The sequence below is a fragment of the Sphingomonas sp. genome, from assembly GCF_019746665.1.
Taxonomy (GTDB): Bacteria; Pseudomonadota; Alphaproteobacteria; order Sphingomonadales; family Sphingomonadaceae; genus Sphingomonas.
The window spans coordinates 95,141-110,160 of sequence record NZ_JAIERS010000017.1; the positions used below are offsets into that span (position 1 = coordinate 95,141).

General features: G+C 66.6%; 20 protein-coding genes. 11 read left to right on the forward strand and 9 right to left on the reverse strand.

Annotated features, from left to right (window positions below):
- Positions 1-22 precede the first annotated feature (22 nt).
- The 11 genes from K2X73_RS11630 to K2X73_RS11680 all read left to right on the forward strand — a co-directional run bounded on the left by K2X73_RS11630 (position 23) and on the right by K2X73_RS11680 (position 8,032).
- Positions 23-1,117: a CaiB/BaiF CoA-transferase family protein gene (locus K2X73_RS11630; RefSeq protein WP_294111062.1), complete on the forward strand. Its 1,095-nt coding sequence runs from the start codon at positions 23-25 to the stop codon at positions 1,115-1,117.
- Positions 1,114-1,458, forward strand: coding sequence for an ArsC family reductase (locus K2X73_RS11635; protein ID WP_294111063.1), 345 nt, complete (start codon positions 1,114-1,116; stop codon positions 1,456-1,458). Before K2X73_RS11630 ends, K2X73_RS11635 begins: the two co-directional genes overlap by 4 nt.
- A gap of 48 nt (positions 1,459-1,506) precedes the next feature.
- Positions 1,507-1,788, forward strand: a complete 282-nt coding sequence (locus K2X73_RS11640; protein WP_294111064.1) for a DUF427 domain-containing protein — start codon at positions 1,507-1,509, stop codon at positions 1,786-1,788.
- Positions 1,785-2,429, forward strand: a complete 645-nt coding sequence (locus tag K2X73_RS11645) for an MOSC domain-containing protein (protein ID WP_294111065.1) — start codon at positions 1,785-1,787, stop codon at positions 2,427-2,429. Before K2X73_RS11640 ends, K2X73_RS11645 begins: the two co-directional genes overlap by 4 nt.
- A 61-nt stretch (positions 2,430-2,490) precedes the next feature.
- Positions 2,491-2,913: a sugar transporter gene (locus tag K2X73_RS11650; protein WP_294111066.1), complete on the forward strand. Its 423-nt coding sequence runs from the start codon at positions 2,491-2,493 to the stop codon at positions 2,911-2,913.
- 44 nt (positions 2,914-2,957) lie between these two features.
- Positions 2,958-3,818, forward strand: a complete 861-nt coding sequence (gene panB / locus K2X73_RS11655; protein ID WP_294111067.1) for a 3-methyl-2-oxobutanoate hydroxymethyltransferase — start codon at positions 2,958-2,960, stop codon at positions 3,816-3,818.
- A gap of 57 nt (positions 3,819-3,875) precedes the next feature.
- Positions 3,876-4,607: a tetratricopeptide repeat protein gene (locus K2X73_RS11660; protein ID WP_294111068.1), complete on the forward strand. Its 732-nt coding sequence runs from the start codon at positions 3,876-3,878 to the stop codon at positions 4,605-4,607.
- Positions 4,604-5,923, forward strand: a complete 1,320-nt coding sequence (locus K2X73_RS11665) for a PQQ-like beta-propeller repeat protein (RefSeq protein WP_294111069.1) — start codon at positions 4,604-4,606, stop codon at positions 5,921-5,923. Before K2X73_RS11660 ends, K2X73_RS11665 begins: the two co-directional genes overlap by 4 nt.
- Before the next feature lie 36 nt (positions 5,924-5,959).
- Positions 5,960-7,309, forward strand: coding sequence for a ribosome biogenesis GTPase Der (gene der, locus K2X73_RS11670; RefSeq protein ID WP_294111070.1), 1,350 nt, complete (start codon positions 5,960-5,962; stop codon positions 7,307-7,309).
- Positions 7,306-7,530, forward strand: coding sequence for a sulfurtransferase TusA family protein (locus K2X73_RS11675; protein ID WP_294111072.1), 225 nt, complete (start codon positions 7,306-7,308; stop codon positions 7,528-7,530). The genes der and K2X73_RS11675 overlap by 4 nt, the downstream gene beginning before the upstream one ends.
- Positions 7,531-7,597: 67 nt before the next feature.
- Complete coding sequence (locus tag K2X73_RS11680; RefSeq protein WP_294111073.1) at positions 7,598-8,032, forward strand: Hpt domain-containing protein; 435 nt, start codon at positions 7,598-7,600, stop codon at positions 8,030-8,032.
- Positions 8,033-8,055: 23 nt separating this feature from the next.
- Here K2X73_RS11680 and bfr read toward each other — a convergent pair whose 3' ends face one another.
- Genes bfr through K2X73_RS11725 form a run of 9 tightly spaced genes read right to left on the reverse strand, consistent with a single transcriptional unit; the run spans position 8,056 to position 15,013 of the window.
- Positions 8,056-8,544, reverse strand: coding sequence for a bacterioferritin (bfr, locus tag K2X73_RS11685; RefSeq protein WP_294111075.1), 489 nt, complete (start codon positions 8,542-8,544; stop codon positions 8,056-8,058).
- A gap of 52 nt (positions 8,545-8,596) precedes the next feature.
- On the reverse strand, positions 8,597-8,770 hold the full coding sequence (locus tag K2X73_RS11690) for a (2Fe-2S)-binding protein (protein ID WP_294111077.1): 174 nt from the start codon (positions 8,768-8,770) through the stop codon (positions 8,597-8,599).
- Between the two features lie 55 nt (positions 8,771-8,825).
- Entirely contained in the window at positions 8,826-10,097 is a 1,272-nt protein-coding gene (locus tag K2X73_RS11695) for a DUF418 domain-containing protein (RefSeq protein WP_294111078.1), read from the reverse strand.
- Positions 10,098-10,106: 9 nt separating this feature from the next.
- Complete coding sequence (locus K2X73_RS11700) at positions 10,107-10,511, reverse strand: hypothetical protein (protein WP_294111080.1); 405 nt, start codon at positions 10,509-10,511, stop codon at positions 10,107-10,109.
- Positions 10,508-11,182, reverse strand: coding sequence for a nitroreductase family protein (locus K2X73_RS11705; protein WP_294111082.1), 675 nt, complete (start codon positions 11,180-11,182; stop codon positions 10,508-10,510). The genes K2X73_RS11700 and K2X73_RS11705 overlap by 4 nt, the downstream gene beginning before the upstream one ends.
- Positions 11,183-11,225: 43 nt before the next feature.
- Positions 11,226-11,594, reverse strand: coding sequence for a PIN domain-containing protein (locus tag K2X73_RS11710; RefSeq protein WP_294111084.1), 369 nt, complete (start codon positions 11,592-11,594; stop codon positions 11,226-11,228).
- A 2-nt stretch (positions 11,595-11,596) separates the two neighbouring features.
- The gene (locus K2X73_RS11715; RefSeq protein WP_294111086.1) at positions 11,597-11,779 is read right to left on the reverse strand and encodes a hypothetical protein; all 183 of its coding nucleotides are present in this window, start codon (positions 11,777-11,779) and stop codon (positions 11,597-11,599) included.
- A 9-nt stretch (positions 11,780-11,788) separates the two neighbouring features.
- Positions 11,789-14,008 carry a phosphoribosylformylglycinamidine synthase subunit PurL gene (gene purL, locus K2X73_RS11720; protein WP_294111087.1) on the reverse strand — a complete coding sequence of 740 codons (2,220 nt, stop codon included), beginning with the start codon at positions 14,006-14,008 and terminating at the stop codon, positions 11,789-11,791.
- A gap of 9 nt (positions 14,009-14,017) precedes the next feature.
- Positions 14,018-15,013 carry an alpha/beta hydrolase gene (locus tag K2X73_RS11725; RefSeq protein WP_294111089.1) on the reverse strand — a complete coding sequence of 332 codons (996 nt, stop codon included), beginning with the start codon at positions 15,011-15,013 and terminating at the stop codon, positions 14,018-14,020.
- Between the last annotated feature and the right edge of the window lie 7 nt (positions 15,014-15,020).

A 15,020-nucleotide genomic window follows, 5' to 3' on the forward strand; every position in this document is an offset into this window, starting at 1 on the left:
GCTTGGCGAAAAAGGGGGGAGCATGGGGCCGCTTCAGGGCATCAGAGTTATTGAGTTCGCCGGCATTGGCCCTGGGCCGTTCGCGGCGATGATGCTCGCCGACAATGGCGCCGATGTGGTGCGGATCGATCGCCCCGGCGGCGGGCCGTTTGCGCGCGGCGACCTCGATCTGATGGCGCGGGGGCGGCGCTCGATCGCACTCGATCTGAAGGCCGAGGCCGATCGCGCGCTCGCGCTGAAGCTGATCGCGCGGGCCGACGCACTGATCGAGGGCAACCGGCCGGGCGTGATGGAGCGGTTGGGCCTGGGGCCGGCCGAGGCGCTCGCCGCCAATCCCCGGCTCGTCTATGGCCGGATGACGGGCTGGGGGCAAAGCGGTCCGCTCAGCAACCGCGCCGGGCATGACCTTAACTATCTCGCGCTTACCGGCGCGCTCCACGCGATCGGCGCCGCCGATCGGCCGCCGCCGCCGCCGTTGAACTTGATCGCCGATTTTGGGGGCGGCGCGATGTTGCTCGCTTTCGGGATGCTCGCCGCGTTGCTCCACGCGCGGGCGACGGGGCAGGGGCAAGTGGTCGACGCGGCGATGATCGACGGGGTGATCGCGCAGACGACTTTGTTCCATGCGATGCGCGCGATGGGCGCTTGGAGCGAGACACGCGAGGCCAATCTGCTCGATGGCGGCGCGCCCTTCTATCGCTGTTACGCCTGCGCCGATGGCGGTTTCGTCGCGGTGGGCGCGATCGAGCCGCAGTTCTTCGCGCTGCTGATCGCCGGGCTCGACCTTGCGGGCGATCCCGACTTTGCTGCGCAGCATGATCGCAACAAATGGCCGGTGATGACGGACAAGCTCGCCGCCGCGTTCGTCGCGCAGCCCCGCGAGCATTGGACGGCGCATTTCGCCGACAGCGACGCCTGCGTCACCCCCGTACTGCGCTTCGACGAACTGCGCGATCATCCCCACCTCGCCGAGCGCGCCGCGCTGATCGAGGCGGACGGCATCGCGCAACCCGCGCCCGCGCCCCGCTATAGCGCGACCGAAAACCAACTCGATCGTCCGCCGCCGCGCGCGGGCGCGGACCGCGACGCCATCCTCGCCGCCTGGGACATCACATGATCACGATCTACGGCATCAAGAACTGCGACACGATGAAGAAGGCGCGTGCCTGGCTCGATGCGGCTGGGAAGCCCTATCGCTTCCACGATTACCGCGCCGAAGGTATCGATCCCGGACTGCTTGCCGGCTGGGCGGCGCAAGTCGGTTGGGAAAAGCTGCTCAATAAGGCAGGCACCACCTTCCGCGCCCTGCCCGTTGCCGACAAGAGCGGGATCGACGGGGCCAAGGCTCTGAAGCTCATGGCCGCGAACCCGACGCTCATCAAGCGGCCGGTTCTCGTGGCGGGTGAAGCGCTGCTTGTTGGTTTCAAGCCCGAACTTTACGCCGCCACGCTTGGCTGAAGCCCGAGGGGGGGCCATATCGGCAGCGCAACTTCAGGAGTCGCGCGCATGGTGGCTGCACGGTGGAACGGCAAGACGATCGCTCAGTCCGACAAGACGATCGTCGTCGAGGGCAATCATTATTTCCCGCCCGATTCGGTCGACGCGAGCCTGTTCGAGGATAGCAAGACCCACACCACCTGTCCGTGGAAGGGGCTGGCAAGCTATAAGACGATCGTGGTCGACGGCGTGCGCAACGCCGATGCCGCCTGGTATTATCCCGAACCCAAATCGGCCGCGGCCCATATCAAGGGCTATTTCGCCTTTTGGCGCGGGGTGGAAGTCGCGTGAACGCCCGCGTCGTGAGTGTTCAGGTCGGGCGGATCGCGCCACTCGGCCCCGATCGTGTGGCGAGCGGTATCGTCAAGCATCCAGTCGCGGGGCCGGTCGCGGTCGCGCGGCTGGGGCTCGAGGGTGACGAGCAGGCCGATCTCAGCGTGCACGGTGGGCCGGACAAGGCGGTGTACGCCTATCCCGCCAGCCATTATCCGCGCTGGGCGGGCGAACAGCCCTATCTCGCCGATCGCCTAGAACCCGGCGCGTTCGGTGAAAATTTGACGATCGAGGGGCTGGTCGAGGATGATCTGTGCGTGGGAGACATCCACGCGATCGGCAGTGCGCGGTTGCAAGTCTGCCAGCCGCGCCAGCCCTGTTATAAGTTCGCGCTGCGGCTGAACGACGCGCGCGCGCCCAAGGCGATGGTCCGTTCGGGCCGCTCGGGCTGGTATTACCGGGTGCTGACCGAGGGCAGCCTGCGGGCGGGCGACGCGGTCGAGCGGGTCGAGCGTCGGCACCCCGAACTTGCCTTTCCGCGCCTGGTCGAGATCGTGAACTTCGGCGGCGCGACCACCGAGGAACTCGCCGCGATCGGCGCGGCGGAGGGCGTGGCTGGTTGGCTCCGCACCCAGGCGCGCGCCGCCCTGCGCGACTGAAACCCTTGCCAAGGCCGGCCATGGCGGCACATGCTCCCGCCCGATAAACATGGGGGCGAGGATGGCACGCGCGCCGCGTTGGTTCTGGGGGGCTGCTGTCGCCCTGCTGTTGTGGAGCTTGGCCGGGATCGCCGCCTTCGCCGCGCATCTCTCGGTCGATGCCACGGCGCTCGCGCGAATGCCCGCGGACGATGCCGCCGCGTTTCGTGCGTTGCCACCCTGGTTCGTCTATGCCTTCGCGCTGGCGACGTTGCCGGCGCTGTTCGGCGCGGTCGCGCTGCTTGCCCGGCGGCGCGGGGCCGTGCCGCTTTATGCGCTCGCTTTGATCGGCGCGGTGATCCAGTTTGGCTATGTGCTGGGCGCGACCGACTTGCTGGCACGCAAGGGGGGTGGCGCGGCGGTGCTGCCCGCAGTGATCATCGCGCTCGGCATGGTTTCGCTGTGGCTGGCGCGGCACGGCGCGGCGCGGGGATGGCTCCGCTGAGCCCCCGGCTGGCGCGGCGGCGCCGCGCGCGGTAAAGCGCGGCCATGTCGACCACCTATACGCTCGATACCGCGACCAGTCGCGCCAACCCCACCCCGGCGCCGATGAAGCGGCTCACCGTCCCCGCGATCACCGCGCGCAAAGGCGGGGAGCCGCTGGTGATGCTCACCGCCTATACCGTGCGTGTGGCGCAGCTGCTCGATCCGCATTGCGACATGCTGTTGGTGGGCGACAGCCTGGGGCAGGTGATTTACGGCCTGCCCTCGACGATCCCGGTCTCGCTCGAGATGATGGCGGCACATGGCGCGGCGGCGGTGCGTGGCAGCTATCACGCGCTGGTCGTGATCGACATGCCGTTCGGTGCCTATGAGAAATCACCCGAACAGGCGTTCGAAAGCGCGGCCTGGCTGCTGAAGCAGACGGGTGCGGCGGCAGTGAAGCTGGAAGGCGGGGCGGCGATGGCGCCCACGGTCAAGTTCCTGATCGAGCGCGGCATTCCGGTGATGGGCCATGTCGGTCTCACTCCGCAGGCGGTGAACCTGCTTGGCGGCTATGCGGCGCGAGGACGGAGCGGGGCGGAGGCGGCCAAGATCACGGCGGATGCGGTCGCGATCGCCGAGGCGGGCGCCTTCGCGATGGTGATCGAGGGCGTTGTCGAGCCGATCGCGGTAGAGATCACCCGCTTGGTGCGCTGTCCCACGATCGGCATCGGCGCCTCTGCGGCGTGCGATGGGCAAGTGCTGGTGATCGACGACATGCTCGGCATGTTCGAGCGCACCGCGCGCTTCGTGAAGCGCTACGACGCGATCGCCGAACGAATCAGCACCGCTGCCGCTGCTTATGCCGCCGAAGTGCGCGCCCGCGCTTTTCCCGGCCCGGATCAACTATACGCGCCCAAGGACTAGCCCTTGCCGCGCCCGGCCGCTAAAGCCTGAGCCTTCCATCCCCGATCGGAGCCGCACGTGGCCGTTTTGCCGCCGACCAACGAAGCATTCCTACGCGAAGTCGATGAAGAACTGCGCCGCGATCAGGCGCTGAAGCTGTGGCAGCGCTACGGCCGGCTGGGGATTGGCCTCGTGCTGGGCGGGCTCGCGGTGTTCGCCGCTTATCTCGGCTGGCAGGAATGGCGCCGCGGCGAGGCCGATGCGCAAGCGGTGAAGTATAACGCGCTCTACGACAAGCTGCGGGTGAGCGGCGGCGCCGGGACCGAGCAGGAATTGAGCGCGCTGGTGAAGGACGGCACCACCGGCTACCGCGCCAACGCGCTGTTTCTGCAGGCGGGAGTCGCGCTGCAAAAGAACGATCTCGCCAAGGCGGCGCAGCTATTTGGTCAGGTCGCGACCGACACATCGCTTCCCGAGCCACTTCGCAACCTCGCGCTCATCCGCCAGACAAGCGCCGAATATGACAGTCTGAAGCCCGACCAAGTGATCAGCCGGTTGAAGCCGCTCACGGCTAAGGACAGCCCCTGGATCGGCAGCGCGGGTGAGCTGGTCGCGGCGGCCTATCTCAAGCTCGGCCGCCAGCGCGAGGCGGGGCAGCTGTTCGCGGCGATCGCCGAGGATAAGAACACGCCCGCCAGCCTGCGCCAGCGCACAGTGCAGATGGCGGGCGCGCTCGGCGTCGACGCGATCGATCAAAGCAACGTCGCCGGCAATGGCGCGACCGAAGGCAATCAAGGCAAGGCCCAATGAAGCATACTCGCACCGCCGCCGCGCTGATCGCGCTCGCCTTGCTCGCCGGCTGCGGCACGCCCAAGGGCAAGAAGCGCACGCCGACGCTTGGCGAACGCATCCCGATCCTGGTGTCCGAAAATGGCGCCGAAATCGACAAGAGCCTGGCGGCGGTCGACGTGCTGCTGCCACCCGCGCAAGCCAATGAGAGCTGGACTCAGCCCGGCGGCGACGCGAGCAAATCGCTGGGTCACCTCGCGCTCGGCACCAATCTGAAGCGGGCGTGGAGCGTCCATATCAAGGGTGGCAATGCCCGGCTGCGGCTTGGCGCTCCGCCGGTCGTCGCCGAGGGTAAGCTGTTCGTTGTCGATGTCGATGGTAAGGTAAACGCCTTCGCCGCCGATACCGGGCGCAAGCTGTGGTCGAACGGGCTGCCGGCCGACAAGAAGAACCGCCAGGCGCGCTTTGGTGGCGGCGCGAGCTATGACGATGGCAAAGTGTTCGCGACCGATGGGCTCGGCGATCTCGTCGCGCTGAACGCGAGCGACGGCAGCGTGCTGTGGCGCGCGCGCCCCGGTGGCCCGCTGCGCGGCGCGCCAACCGTTGCCAATGGCGCGGTCTATACGCTCACCCAGGATAATCAGCTCTTCTCGGTCAACCAGGCGACGGGCGAGACGCAGTGGACGCAGCTCGGCACGCTCGAAGCGCAGGGCGTGTTCGGCGTCGGCGCGCCGGCGGTTGGGCGCGGCACGATCGTCGCCGGCTTCTCCTCTGGCGAGCTGAACGCCTATCGGTACGAGAATGGCCGCACCTTGTGGCAGGACCAGCTTTCGCGCACCAGCATCACCACCTCGGTATCGAGCATTGCCGATATCGACGCGAGCCCAGTGATCGCCGATGATCGCGTTTATGCGATGGGAGCCGGCGGCCGCACGGTCGCGCTGCAGCTCACCACCGGCCAGCGGCTGTGGGAGCAGAACATCGCCGGGCTCTCCACGCCTTGGCTCGCAGGCGAATGGCTGTTCGTGATGAGCGACGATGGCCGGCTGATCTGCCTCTCGCGCGCCAATGGCAAGATCCGCTGGATCACGAGCCTGGGCGCGTTCAAGAACACCAAGAAGAACAAGGGTGCGCCGGTCTATTGGTCCGGGCCAGTGTTGGCAGGTGGCCGTTTGCTTGTCCTTGGTTCGCTGGGACAGATCGTGTCGGTCGATGCGGTGACGGGCAAGGTCGGCACGCGGATCAAGAACGGCACGCCCTTCACCTTCGGGCCGGTGGTCGCGAACAACATGCTGTTCGTACTCGACGCCAAGGGCAAGCTTACCGCATATCGGTGATTTGCGCGGGGGCCATTGCCCGCGTAAGGGGCGGCGATGGCACAGCTTCCGACGGTCGCGATCATTGGCCGGCCCAATGTCGGCAAATCCACTCTGTTCAACCGCCTGGTCGGCAAGCGGCTAGCCCTGGTCGACGACCGCCCGGGCGTGACGCGCGACCGGCGCGAGGGCGAGGCGCATCTGCTCGGCCTCGACTTCCGGGTGATCGACACCGCCGGCTATGAGGATGAAGACGCGCAGTCGCTTCCCGGACGGATGCGCCAGCAGACCGAGGCGGCGGTACGCCAGGCCGATGTTGCGCTGTTCCTGATCGACGCGCGCGCCGGGATTGTGCCGCTCGATGAGGAAATCGCCCGCTGGCTTCGCGGATCAACGACGCCGGTGGTGCTGGTCGCCAACAAGGCCGAAGGTCGCGCGGGCGAGGGCGGGGTGATCGAATCGCTTGCGCTGGGCTTTGGCGATCCGGTGCAGCTGTCCGCCGAACACGGCGAGGGGCTCGCCGATTTGTTCGAGGCGCTGCTGCCCCATCTGGAACGCGATGACGAACCGGCGCCCGAGCCTGACGCGGAAGACCCGGCCGCACCGCTGAAGCTCGCGATCGTCGGGCGGCCCAATGCCGGCAAGTCGACGCTCATCAACCGGATGCTCGGCGAGGACCGGCTGATCACCGGGCCCGAGGCCGGGATAACTCGCGATTCGATCGCGATCGACTGGGAATGGCAGGGGCGCCAGGTGCGCCTGATCGACACCGCCGGGATGCGCAAGCGCGCCCAGGTGCAGGACAAGCTGGAGAAGCTCGCCGTCGCCGACGCGCTCCACGCGGTCGATTTCGCCGAAGTCGTCGTCCTGCTGCTCGATGCGACGCGCGGGCTGGAGGCGCAGGATCTGAAGATCGCCGACCGCGTGCTGCAGGAAGGCCGCGCGCTGATGATCGCGCTCAACAAATGGGACGTGGCGGAAAATGCCTCGGCGCTGTTCAACGGCGTGCGCGCGGCGCTCGACGAGGGGCTGGCGCAGGTGCGGGGCGTGCCTTTGCTCACCGTTTCCGCCGTCACCGGCAAGGGGATCGACGCGCTGATCGAGGCCGGGTTCGCGACGCGCGAGGCTTGGTCGCGCCGGGTGCCAACCGGTGAGTTGAACCGCTGGTTCGAACGCGCGGTGGAGGCCAACCCGCCGCCCGCGCCCGGTGGCAAGCGCATCAAGCTGCGCTACGTCACCCAGGCGAAGACGCGCCCGCCGGGCTTCGTGCTGTTCGGCACCCGGGTCGATCAGCTGCCGGAGAGCTATCAGCGCTACCTGGTCAACGGCATTCGCCGCGAGCTGGGCTTTGGCGCGGTGCCGGTGCGGCTGACGCTGCGCGCGCCCAAGAACCCGTTCAGCAAGTGATTCGGATCGATCTGCGGGGGATGCGCTGTCCTTGGCCCGCGCTGCGGCTGGCGCGTGCGTTGCGGGAGGGGGCGGATACGGTCGAGGTGCTGGCGGACGATCCCCGGGCGCCGGAGGAACTCGCGGCTGTCGCCGCCGGCGCGGGCGCTCATTTTATTGCCACCGAAGGTGCTTTTCGCGTGACCCGCGCCGCGCCTGTCAATCCATCCTTTACCGCTTGAGGCGTAAGCGGATCAGGTGGCGCGGCCAGGGGCCGGCAGCGCCACAACTAGAGACGGGGAGTGACTGGTGACGCCAGACGACGCCACCTTGATCGATATGAACGCCTTTCAGCAGGCGCGCTCGGAGCTGGGCAATGCCTTTGTCCGCATCCTCGGTTATTTCGAGGAGGACGGCGTCAAATCGGTCGACGCGATCGAGGCGGCGATGCGGGACAAAAGCGCGGCCGCGCTCGTGCGCCCGGCACACACGCTGAAGGGCGAGGCCCGCCAGTTCGGCGCCGAGCCGCTCGCTCTTGTCGCTGAGACGATCGAATTGATCGCGCGCAAATGCGTGGAAACCCATGATACGCCCGAGGAAGCGCTGCCGCATGTCGTCGGTTTGCGCGCGCTCTACGATCGCACCATCGAGCGGTTGAAGCGCGAGGCGAGCCCGCTCGTCGCGCGGCGCCCTGCTGGCGGCTTTGGACGGCGCGGCGGCGCGCCGGTATTTGGCCGAGCATAAATGTCCGATCGCGTCGGGCGGGCTTAGTGCGCGTGGCCCTCGGCCGGCGAGCTGTTGAGCTGGATATAATTTTGAAGGCCGACCCGGGCGATGATCTCGAACTGGGTTTCAATCATGTCGACATGCTCTTCCTCGCTGGCGAGAATGTCGGCGAACAAGTCGCGGCTCACATAATCGCGCACCGCTTCACAATGCGCGACCGCGTCGCGCAGCACCGCGATCGCTTCTTCCTCCAGCGCCAGATCGGCGCGGAGTACTTCCTCCACCGTCTCGCCCACCCGCAGCCGGCCAAGCAGCTGGAAATTGGGGAGGCCGTTCAGGAACAGGATGCGCTCGGCCAGCCGGTCGGCATGGCGCATCTCGTCGATTGATTCATGGCGCTCGTGCTCGGCGAGCTTCTTGACGCCCCAATTGTCGAGCACGCGGTAGTGCAGCCAATATTGGTTGACCGCGGTCAGCTCGTTCTTGAGCACCAGGTTCAGGAACTCGATGACCTTCGCATCACCTTTCATGGCGCATCCTTTCGCTTGAGCGCCTCCGCTATTGGCCGCGCGAAAAACCGCGTCAAGCGGCGTTGCGAGCTTCGCTGATGATGGTGCGGGCAAAGCGGATGCACTGACCGCATTTGGCGCGGTGGCCGAGCGCCTTGTAGCTTTGGCAGGCGGTACGACAGCCCCCGCGTGCCGCAGCTTCGCGGAGTTCGTTCTCGCGGATATTGTTGCAGACGCAGACGATCATGCGGCCTCTCGCTATCGCCTTTCTCTTGGCGCTAATGCGAGTGAGTCGCAAGCTGTTATTGCGACGCGGTCGCAAATTCTCCCCGAGTGCGCCGCAACGGCTGAAGTTGCCCGCGGGCGAGGCTGCGCCACAGCCACTCTATCGGACCATAGCGAAAGCGTGCAAGCCACGGCGCCGACCAGAGCAGCATCAGTCCCCAGATGGCGAGGACGACCAGATAGCACCGGCTGCGGCTGAGGTGCCCGTACAGGCCAAGGCCATAGCCGTAGAACAGCGTTGAACAGATTAGCGATGTGCCCAGATAATTGCTGAACGCCATTTGCCCGGCCGAACCGATCCGCGCGACAACCGCCCCCCCGTGCCGCGCGAGCAGGGCCAGCGCGCTCGCCCAGGCGATGATCGCGAGCGGGCGGAAGGGGGTGGAAATCACCGTCAGCCCCGCCGCCACCGCCGACGTGCTATAGTGATGCGTTGCCATCCACCACGCGCCGAACGCATAACCGGGCAGCGCCACCCCCGCGCCGATCGCCAGCCAGCGGCGATAGCGCGCGCTCTCCCAGTCACCGCGCAACAGGCCGCTTTTCAGCATCGCCATGCCGAGCAGCATGTAGGCAAGCGTTTCCCAGCCGACGATGAACAGAGTACTGATCGGGGTCGCCGCTTCCTTCTTGAGCCGATCGGTGAGCACGGTCGGATAGTCGCCGCGATGCGTGCGAAGCTCGGCCGTGATCACCGCCGGCGGCGGCTGGCCGAAGAAGTCCCGGTAGTTGGCATATTGCTGCGTCACCGCCTTGTTCGCTTTGCCGGTCGCGACGAGTGCCTCGGTGCGCTGCGCGTCCCAGGCCACGCTGGCGAACAGCGCGGTCTGGACGGCGAGCAGGCCGACCGCTGTGTGAATCAGCCGACGCACAGACAATTTACGAAACAGGAACAGGATGAAGCCGATCAGGGCATAATGATGCAGAATATCCCCCCACCAGATCAGGTAGAGGTGAACGAGGCCGAAGAGCAGCAGCCAGAACATTCGCGCATAATGGATGCGGGCCGCGTTCTCGCCCTTTTCGGTCCCGCGTTCGATCACGAGCAGCGCGGAGGCGCCGAACAGGAAGCTGAACAGCCCCCGCATCTTGCCATCGAAGAACAGATAATTGAAATCGTAGAGCGCGTAATCGAGCCAGCTAAAGCTGCCATAGGCGGCTGGATTGCCATAGGCGGCGGTGGGCATGGCGAAGGCGATGATGTTCATCACCAAAATGCCCATCACCGCGACCCCGCGGACAACGTCAAGCGTGGCGATGCGATCGCCCTGCGATACACCCTCGGACATCGGCTTTCCCTAGCGCGCTTCGCGGCGGATCATCAGCTTCAGCCCCGACCAGGTCTCGTCGACCGCGCACACCTTCACATCGACCAGATCGAGCGGCAGCGCGACCGCGCGGATCACATCCTCGGTCACGTCGCTGGCCACGCCCGAGGCGCGCTTCGGCCACGATACCCACAGAAAACCGGCTGCCGCGAGGCAATGGCGTAGCTGCGGCAATTGGCGTTCCAGCGTCGCGCGTTCGGTGACGAAGAGGTGCGCCGCCTCTAGTCCCGCCGAGGGCGCGGTCTGCACATCGAGCGCGGCGATTTCTTGCGCAAGCGAGTCGCGGATCGCCTCGGGCATATGGCAGAACCAAGCGCGCATCCCGGGCTTCAATCCCAGCTTCTCGGCGAGCGAGCGGTTCGAATAGCCGCTCATAGCCAGCTCGTAATCTGCGCCAGCGGCTTCTTGCGCAGCGCATGGAGCGGAACGGTCGCGTCGGGCGCGGCGTGTCCTGCGACGACGATCATCACCGGCTTTTCGTGATCGGGACGACCGCACGCTTCGTTCAGGAACTTCATCGGGTTGGGCGTGTGGGTGAGCGTCGCCACATTGGCGGCGTGGAGCGCGGCGAGCAGGAAGCCGGTCGCGATGCCGACCGATTCGTTGACATAATAATTCTGTCGATCCTCGCCCGGCTCGATCCCGCCGCGCCGCTGCGCGAAGACCACGATCAGATAGGGCGCGACGTTAAGAAAGCTCTTGTCGGGATCGGTGCCGAGCGGGGCGAGCGCTTCGAGCCATTCCTCGCTCGCCTTGCCGGCATAGAAAGCGCGCTCCTCCTCTTCGGCGGCTTCACGGATGCGCGCTTTCAGGTCGGCGCTCTCGACGACGGCGAAATGCCAGGGCTGATGATTGGCGCCCGAGGGCGCGGTGCCGGCCGCCTCGATCGCCGCCTCGATCACCGCGCGCGGCACGGGCTCGTCGCTAAAATAGCGGCAGGTGCGGCGTTCACGCAGCCGGTCGCGAAACGCCTCGACCCGCGCGATGCGTTCGTCGTCGGCGATGGGTGTCAAGCCGGGCCAGGCTTGGGCAGGATGATCGCGCATGAAACCCCCTTGGTGGCAAAGTGCCCGATTTGCGTGGGAGAGGCTAGGGGGAATGGGGGAGCGTCAGCGCAAGGCGACCCACACAGGCAGCGAGGCGGCGATCAACGGTCCATAGTCGCGTTCCATGCGCCTGTGCCGATGCCAACAAATGCGCGTCGCTATAACCGATACCGGACCCGACCAGGCGCTCACGCTCGATGAAATCACGCACGGCCTTAGCGGGCAGGAAGGTCAATCGCGGAAGAAGGTCGAGAAAGAAAAGCGTATTTTCGCGGTCGGGAATACCGCCCAAGGCAAGTTCGCCAATGATCACGTCATGCGTCACGACGCGCTCCTCCGCGAGCAATTCGACAAGCCGAACGTTGGCGCGTTTGAAGTGATCGACCCAAATACCAGTGTCGACCAGGATCATGGTCAACGGCGTTCGGGCGCCCATGCGTTCGCGTCCGCCCCGCCAAGCGCTGCGAGTTTCCGACCCGCCTCCTGCGCGACGAGTCGGCGTAAGGCCTCATCAAACAGGCGCGGAAGTTCGTCGATCCCGCTCAACGTCTTTGCGTCAGCGAGCAGTCGCTCGTCGATTTGAACCAGCATTTCCATGTCGGCTCCTTAGCCGATTTCGCCCGCCCCTTCCATCAGCGCCGGGAAGAACCCCTCATGCGCCGCGCGCAGTTCATCGAGGGTGACGACATGGTCCTTCGCCGGGCATTCGACGATGATCCGCCCGGTGATCGTGCGCCCGATCCGCTCCACCGGCACCCCGGCACGGGTGGAGGCGTGGAGGAAGTCGTGGAGATGCTCGTCGCGTACCGTCGCGACGTACAGCCCCTGATCCTCGGCGAAGTAAGTCGCCGCCAGGCCGTGCGGGACGGCTGCCGAAACCATCGCGCCGATCCCGCCCGCCAGCGCCATTTCGGCGATCGCGACGAGCAACCCGCCGTCCGCCACGTCATGCACGGCCGACAGCGCGCCCGCCTCGATCTGGCGGCGGACGAAAGCGCCGTGGCGGCGCTCTGCTTCCAGATCGACCCGCGGCGGTGCGCCATCCTCGCGCCCGTGCAGCTCGCGCAGCCAGAGTGACTGCCCGAGATCGTAACGTGGCTCGCCGATCAGCACGAGCACGTCCCCGGTCCCTTTGAAGGCGATCGTCGCGGCCTTGGTGTAGTCCTTGAGCAGCCCCACGCCGCCCACCGCCGGCGTCGGCAGGATCGCCGAGCCGCCGCCGGTCGCCTTGCTCTCATTGTAGAGCGACACATTGCCGCTCACGATCGGGAAATCGAGCGCGCGGCAGGCTTCCGCCATCCCCTCGATACAGCCAACGAGCTGCGCCATGATCTCAGGTCGCTGCGGGTTGGCGAAGTTGAGGCAATCGGTCGCGGCGAGCGGCGTCGCGCCCACCGCGCAGAGGTTGCGCCAAGCTTCCGCGATCGCTTGCTTCCCACCTTCATGGGGCTCCGCGTAGCAATAGCGCGGGGTGCAATCGGTGGTAATGGCGAGCGCTTTCTTGGTGCCATGCACCCGCACCACCGCCGCGTCGCCGCCGGGGGGCTGGAGCGTGTCCCCGCCGACCTTCTGGTCATATTGCTCCCAAATCCAGCGTCGGCTGGCGAGATCGGGCGAGGCCATCAGCTTCAGCAGATCGCCCGCGACATCCATCGTCGTCGGCGCATCGGCGAGCGGCGCGGCCTGCGGAGCAGGAGTATAGGGCCGGTCGTAGAGCGGTGCATCGTCGGCGAGCGGCCCGAGCGGAATATCCGCCACCTTATCGCCGTGGTGGAAGAGCTCCATCCGGCCGGTATCGGTAACTTCCCCGATCACCGCGAAATCGAGCTGCCATTTGCGGAAGATCGCCTCCGCCTCGGCCTCGCGACCGGGTTTCAGCACCATCAGCATCCGCTCCTGGCTCTCGGAGAGCATCATCTCATAGGCGGTCATGCCGGTTTCGCGGCATGGCACCTTGTCCATCTCCAGCCGGATGCCGACGCCGCCCTTCGACGCCATCTCCACCGACGAACTGGTGAGACCCGCCGCGCCCATATCCTGAATGGCGACAATCGCGTCCGACGCCATCAACTCCAGGCAGGCCTCGATGAGCAGCTTTTCGGTGAAGGGATCGCCGACTTGCACCGTCGGCCGCTTTTCTTCGGCATCCTCGCCGAAGTCGGCCGAGGCCATCGTCGCCCCGTGGATGCCGTCGCGTCCGGTCTTGGAGCCGACATAGACCACCGGATTGCCGATGCCGGCGGCCGCCGAATAAAAGATCTTGGCGGTCTCGGCGACGCCCACCGTCATCGCGTTGACCAGGATATTGCCGTCATAGGCCGCGTGGAAATTCACCTCCCCGCCCACCGTCGGCACCCCGACGCAATTGCCATAGCCGCCGATCCCCGCGACCACGCCGGCGATCAGGTGGCGCATCCTGGGGTGATCGGGCCGGCCGAAGCGCAGCGCGTTCATATTCGCGACCGGCCGTGCGCCCATCGTGAACACGTCGCGGAGGATACCACCGACGCCGGTCGCCGCGCCCTGATAGGGCTCGATGTAGCTGGGGTGGTTGTGGCTTTCCATCTTGAAGATGGCGGCCTGGCCGTCGCCAATGTCGATCACGCCTGCATTCTCGCCCGGCCCCTGGATCACCCAGGGGGCGCTCGTCGGCAGCTTCTTCAGGTACAGCCGGCTCGATTTATAGCTGCAATGCTCGGACCACATGACCGAGAAGATCCCAAGCTCGGTGAGGTTCGGCACGCGGCCAAGCGCCGCGACGACGCGCTCATATTCCTCGGGGCTCAGCCCATGCTGGGCGACGATCTCGGGCGTGATCTCGGTCATGCGCGGGCTTTAGCGAGCGCGGGCGGGCGCGTCACCTATTCCAGGCAAAGCGACTTGCCGGTTAAGGAAGCTGGCGAGATCCGCCGCGCTCTGATCGGGGCGTTCCTCCATCGGCACGTGCCCGGTCTTGGGATAGACGACCACCTCGGCCTGCGGGATGTTGGCGGCGAACCAGCGGGCGGAACTCGCGGGGATCAGCGAATCATTCGCCCCCCACAGAATCAGCACCGGCATGGCGAGCGCGTGGAGCCGGGCAGGAGTGGCCGGATCGGACGTACCGGCGAAGCGCTGCAGCGTCGCGGTGCGGTTGCCGGGATAGCGCAGCAGCTCCCAATAGCGATCGATCATCGCCGGGGTGACGAGCGATCGGTCGTAAAACGCATCGGGCAGGCTGCCGGCGATGAAACCGCGAGGGGTGATTTCCGCCGCGATCTCGCGCAGCACCGGCGTGCGGGCGACGCGGAAGGCGAACGGAAGCCTGGCGCCCTTGGGCTCGGGCTGGCCTGAGGCGTCGACTAGAACCAGCGCCCGCAATCGCTCAGGATGCCACAGCGCATAATGCCAGGCGACCGAGCCGCCCATCGAATTGCCCGCCAGCACGAACTTGGGGATCTTCAGTTTCAGCCGCAGCCGCTCGACCACATCGGCGAAGGCACGCGGCCCATAAGCATGGCTGGGGCTGGGGCCGGTAAGGCCGTGGCCGGGAAAGTCGAACCGGATCACCCGATAGGCGCCCTGCAACCGCTGCGCCCAGGGTTCCCAGGTGTGCAACGAGGCATTCGAGCCGTGGAGCAGCATCAGCACCGGCGCGTCACGCGGGCCGGTATCGCGCACATGGAGCGTGAGGCCACCGCCCAGATCAACGAATTGCGAAGGCGAGGGCGCATATTTGGCGCGCATTGCCTTGGGATCGGTATCGGGGGTGCGGAACCAGAGGAAGGCAATGAGCAGGCCAACCAAGACCAGCCCCAATCCAATTCCGATGATCCGCCAGAGATTCCGCATGGCGCAA

Coding starts and splice junctions, on each gene's coding strand:
- K2X73_RS11715 (WP_294111086.1), bottom strand. CDS start 11,779: ATGGAAATGCTGGTTCAAATCGACGAGCGACTGCTCGCTGACGCAAAG.
- bfr (WP_294111075.1), bottom strand. CDS start 8,544: ATGAAAGGTGATGCGAAGGTCATCGAGTTCCTGAACCTGGTGCTCAAG.
- K2X73_RS11725 (WP_294111089.1), bottom strand. CDS start 15,013: ATGCGGAATCTCTGGCGGATCATCGGAATTGGATTGGGGCTGGTCTTG.
- panB (WP_294111067.1), top strand. CDS start 2,958: ATGTCGACCACCTATACGCTCGATACCGCGACCAGTCGCGCCAACCCC.
- K2X73_RS11700 (WP_294111080.1), bottom strand. CDS start 10,511: ATGAGCGGCTATTCGAACCGCTCGCTCGCCGAGAAGCTGGGATTGAAG.
- K2X73_RS11640 (WP_294111064.1), top strand. CDS start 1,507: ATGGTGGCTGCACGGTGGAACGGCAAGACGATCGCTCAGTCCGACAAG.
- purL (WP_294111087.1), bottom strand. CDS start 14,008: ATGACCGAGATCACGCCCGAGATCGTCGCCCAGCATGGGCTGAGCCCC.
- K2X73_RS11665 (WP_294111069.1), top strand. CDS start 4,604: ATGAAGCATACTCGCACCGCCGCCGCGCTGATCGCGCTCGCCTTGCTC.
- K2X73_RS11635 (WP_294111063.1), top strand. CDS start 1,114: ATGATCACGATCTACGGCATCAAGAACTGCGACACGATGAAGAAGGCG.
- K2X73_RS11705 (WP_294111082.1), bottom strand. CDS start 11,182: ATGCGCGATCATCCTGCCCAAGCCTGGCCCGGCTTGACACCCATCGCC.
- K2X73_RS11690 (WP_294111077.1), bottom strand. CDS start 8,770: ATGATCGTCTGCGTCTGCAACAATATCCGCGAGAACGAACTCCGCGAA.
- K2X73_RS11710 (WP_294111084.1), bottom strand. CDS start 11,594: ATGATCCTGGTCGACACTGGTATTTGGGTCGATCACTTCAAACGCGCC.
- K2X73_RS11650 (WP_294111066.1), top strand. CDS start 2,491: ATGGCACGCGCGCCGCGTTGGTTCTGGGGGGCTGCTGTCGCCCTGCTG.
- K2X73_RS11695 (WP_294111078.1), bottom strand. CDS start 10,097: ATGTCCGAGGGTGTATCGCAGGGCGATCGCATCGCCACGCTTGACGTT.
- K2X73_RS11630 (WP_294111062.1), top strand. CDS start 23: ATGGGGCCGCTTCAGGGCATCAGAGTTATTGAGTTCGCCGGCATTGGC.
- der (WP_294111070.1), top strand. CDS start 5,960: ATGGCACAGCTTCCGACGGTCGCGATCATTGGCCGGCCCAATGTCGGC.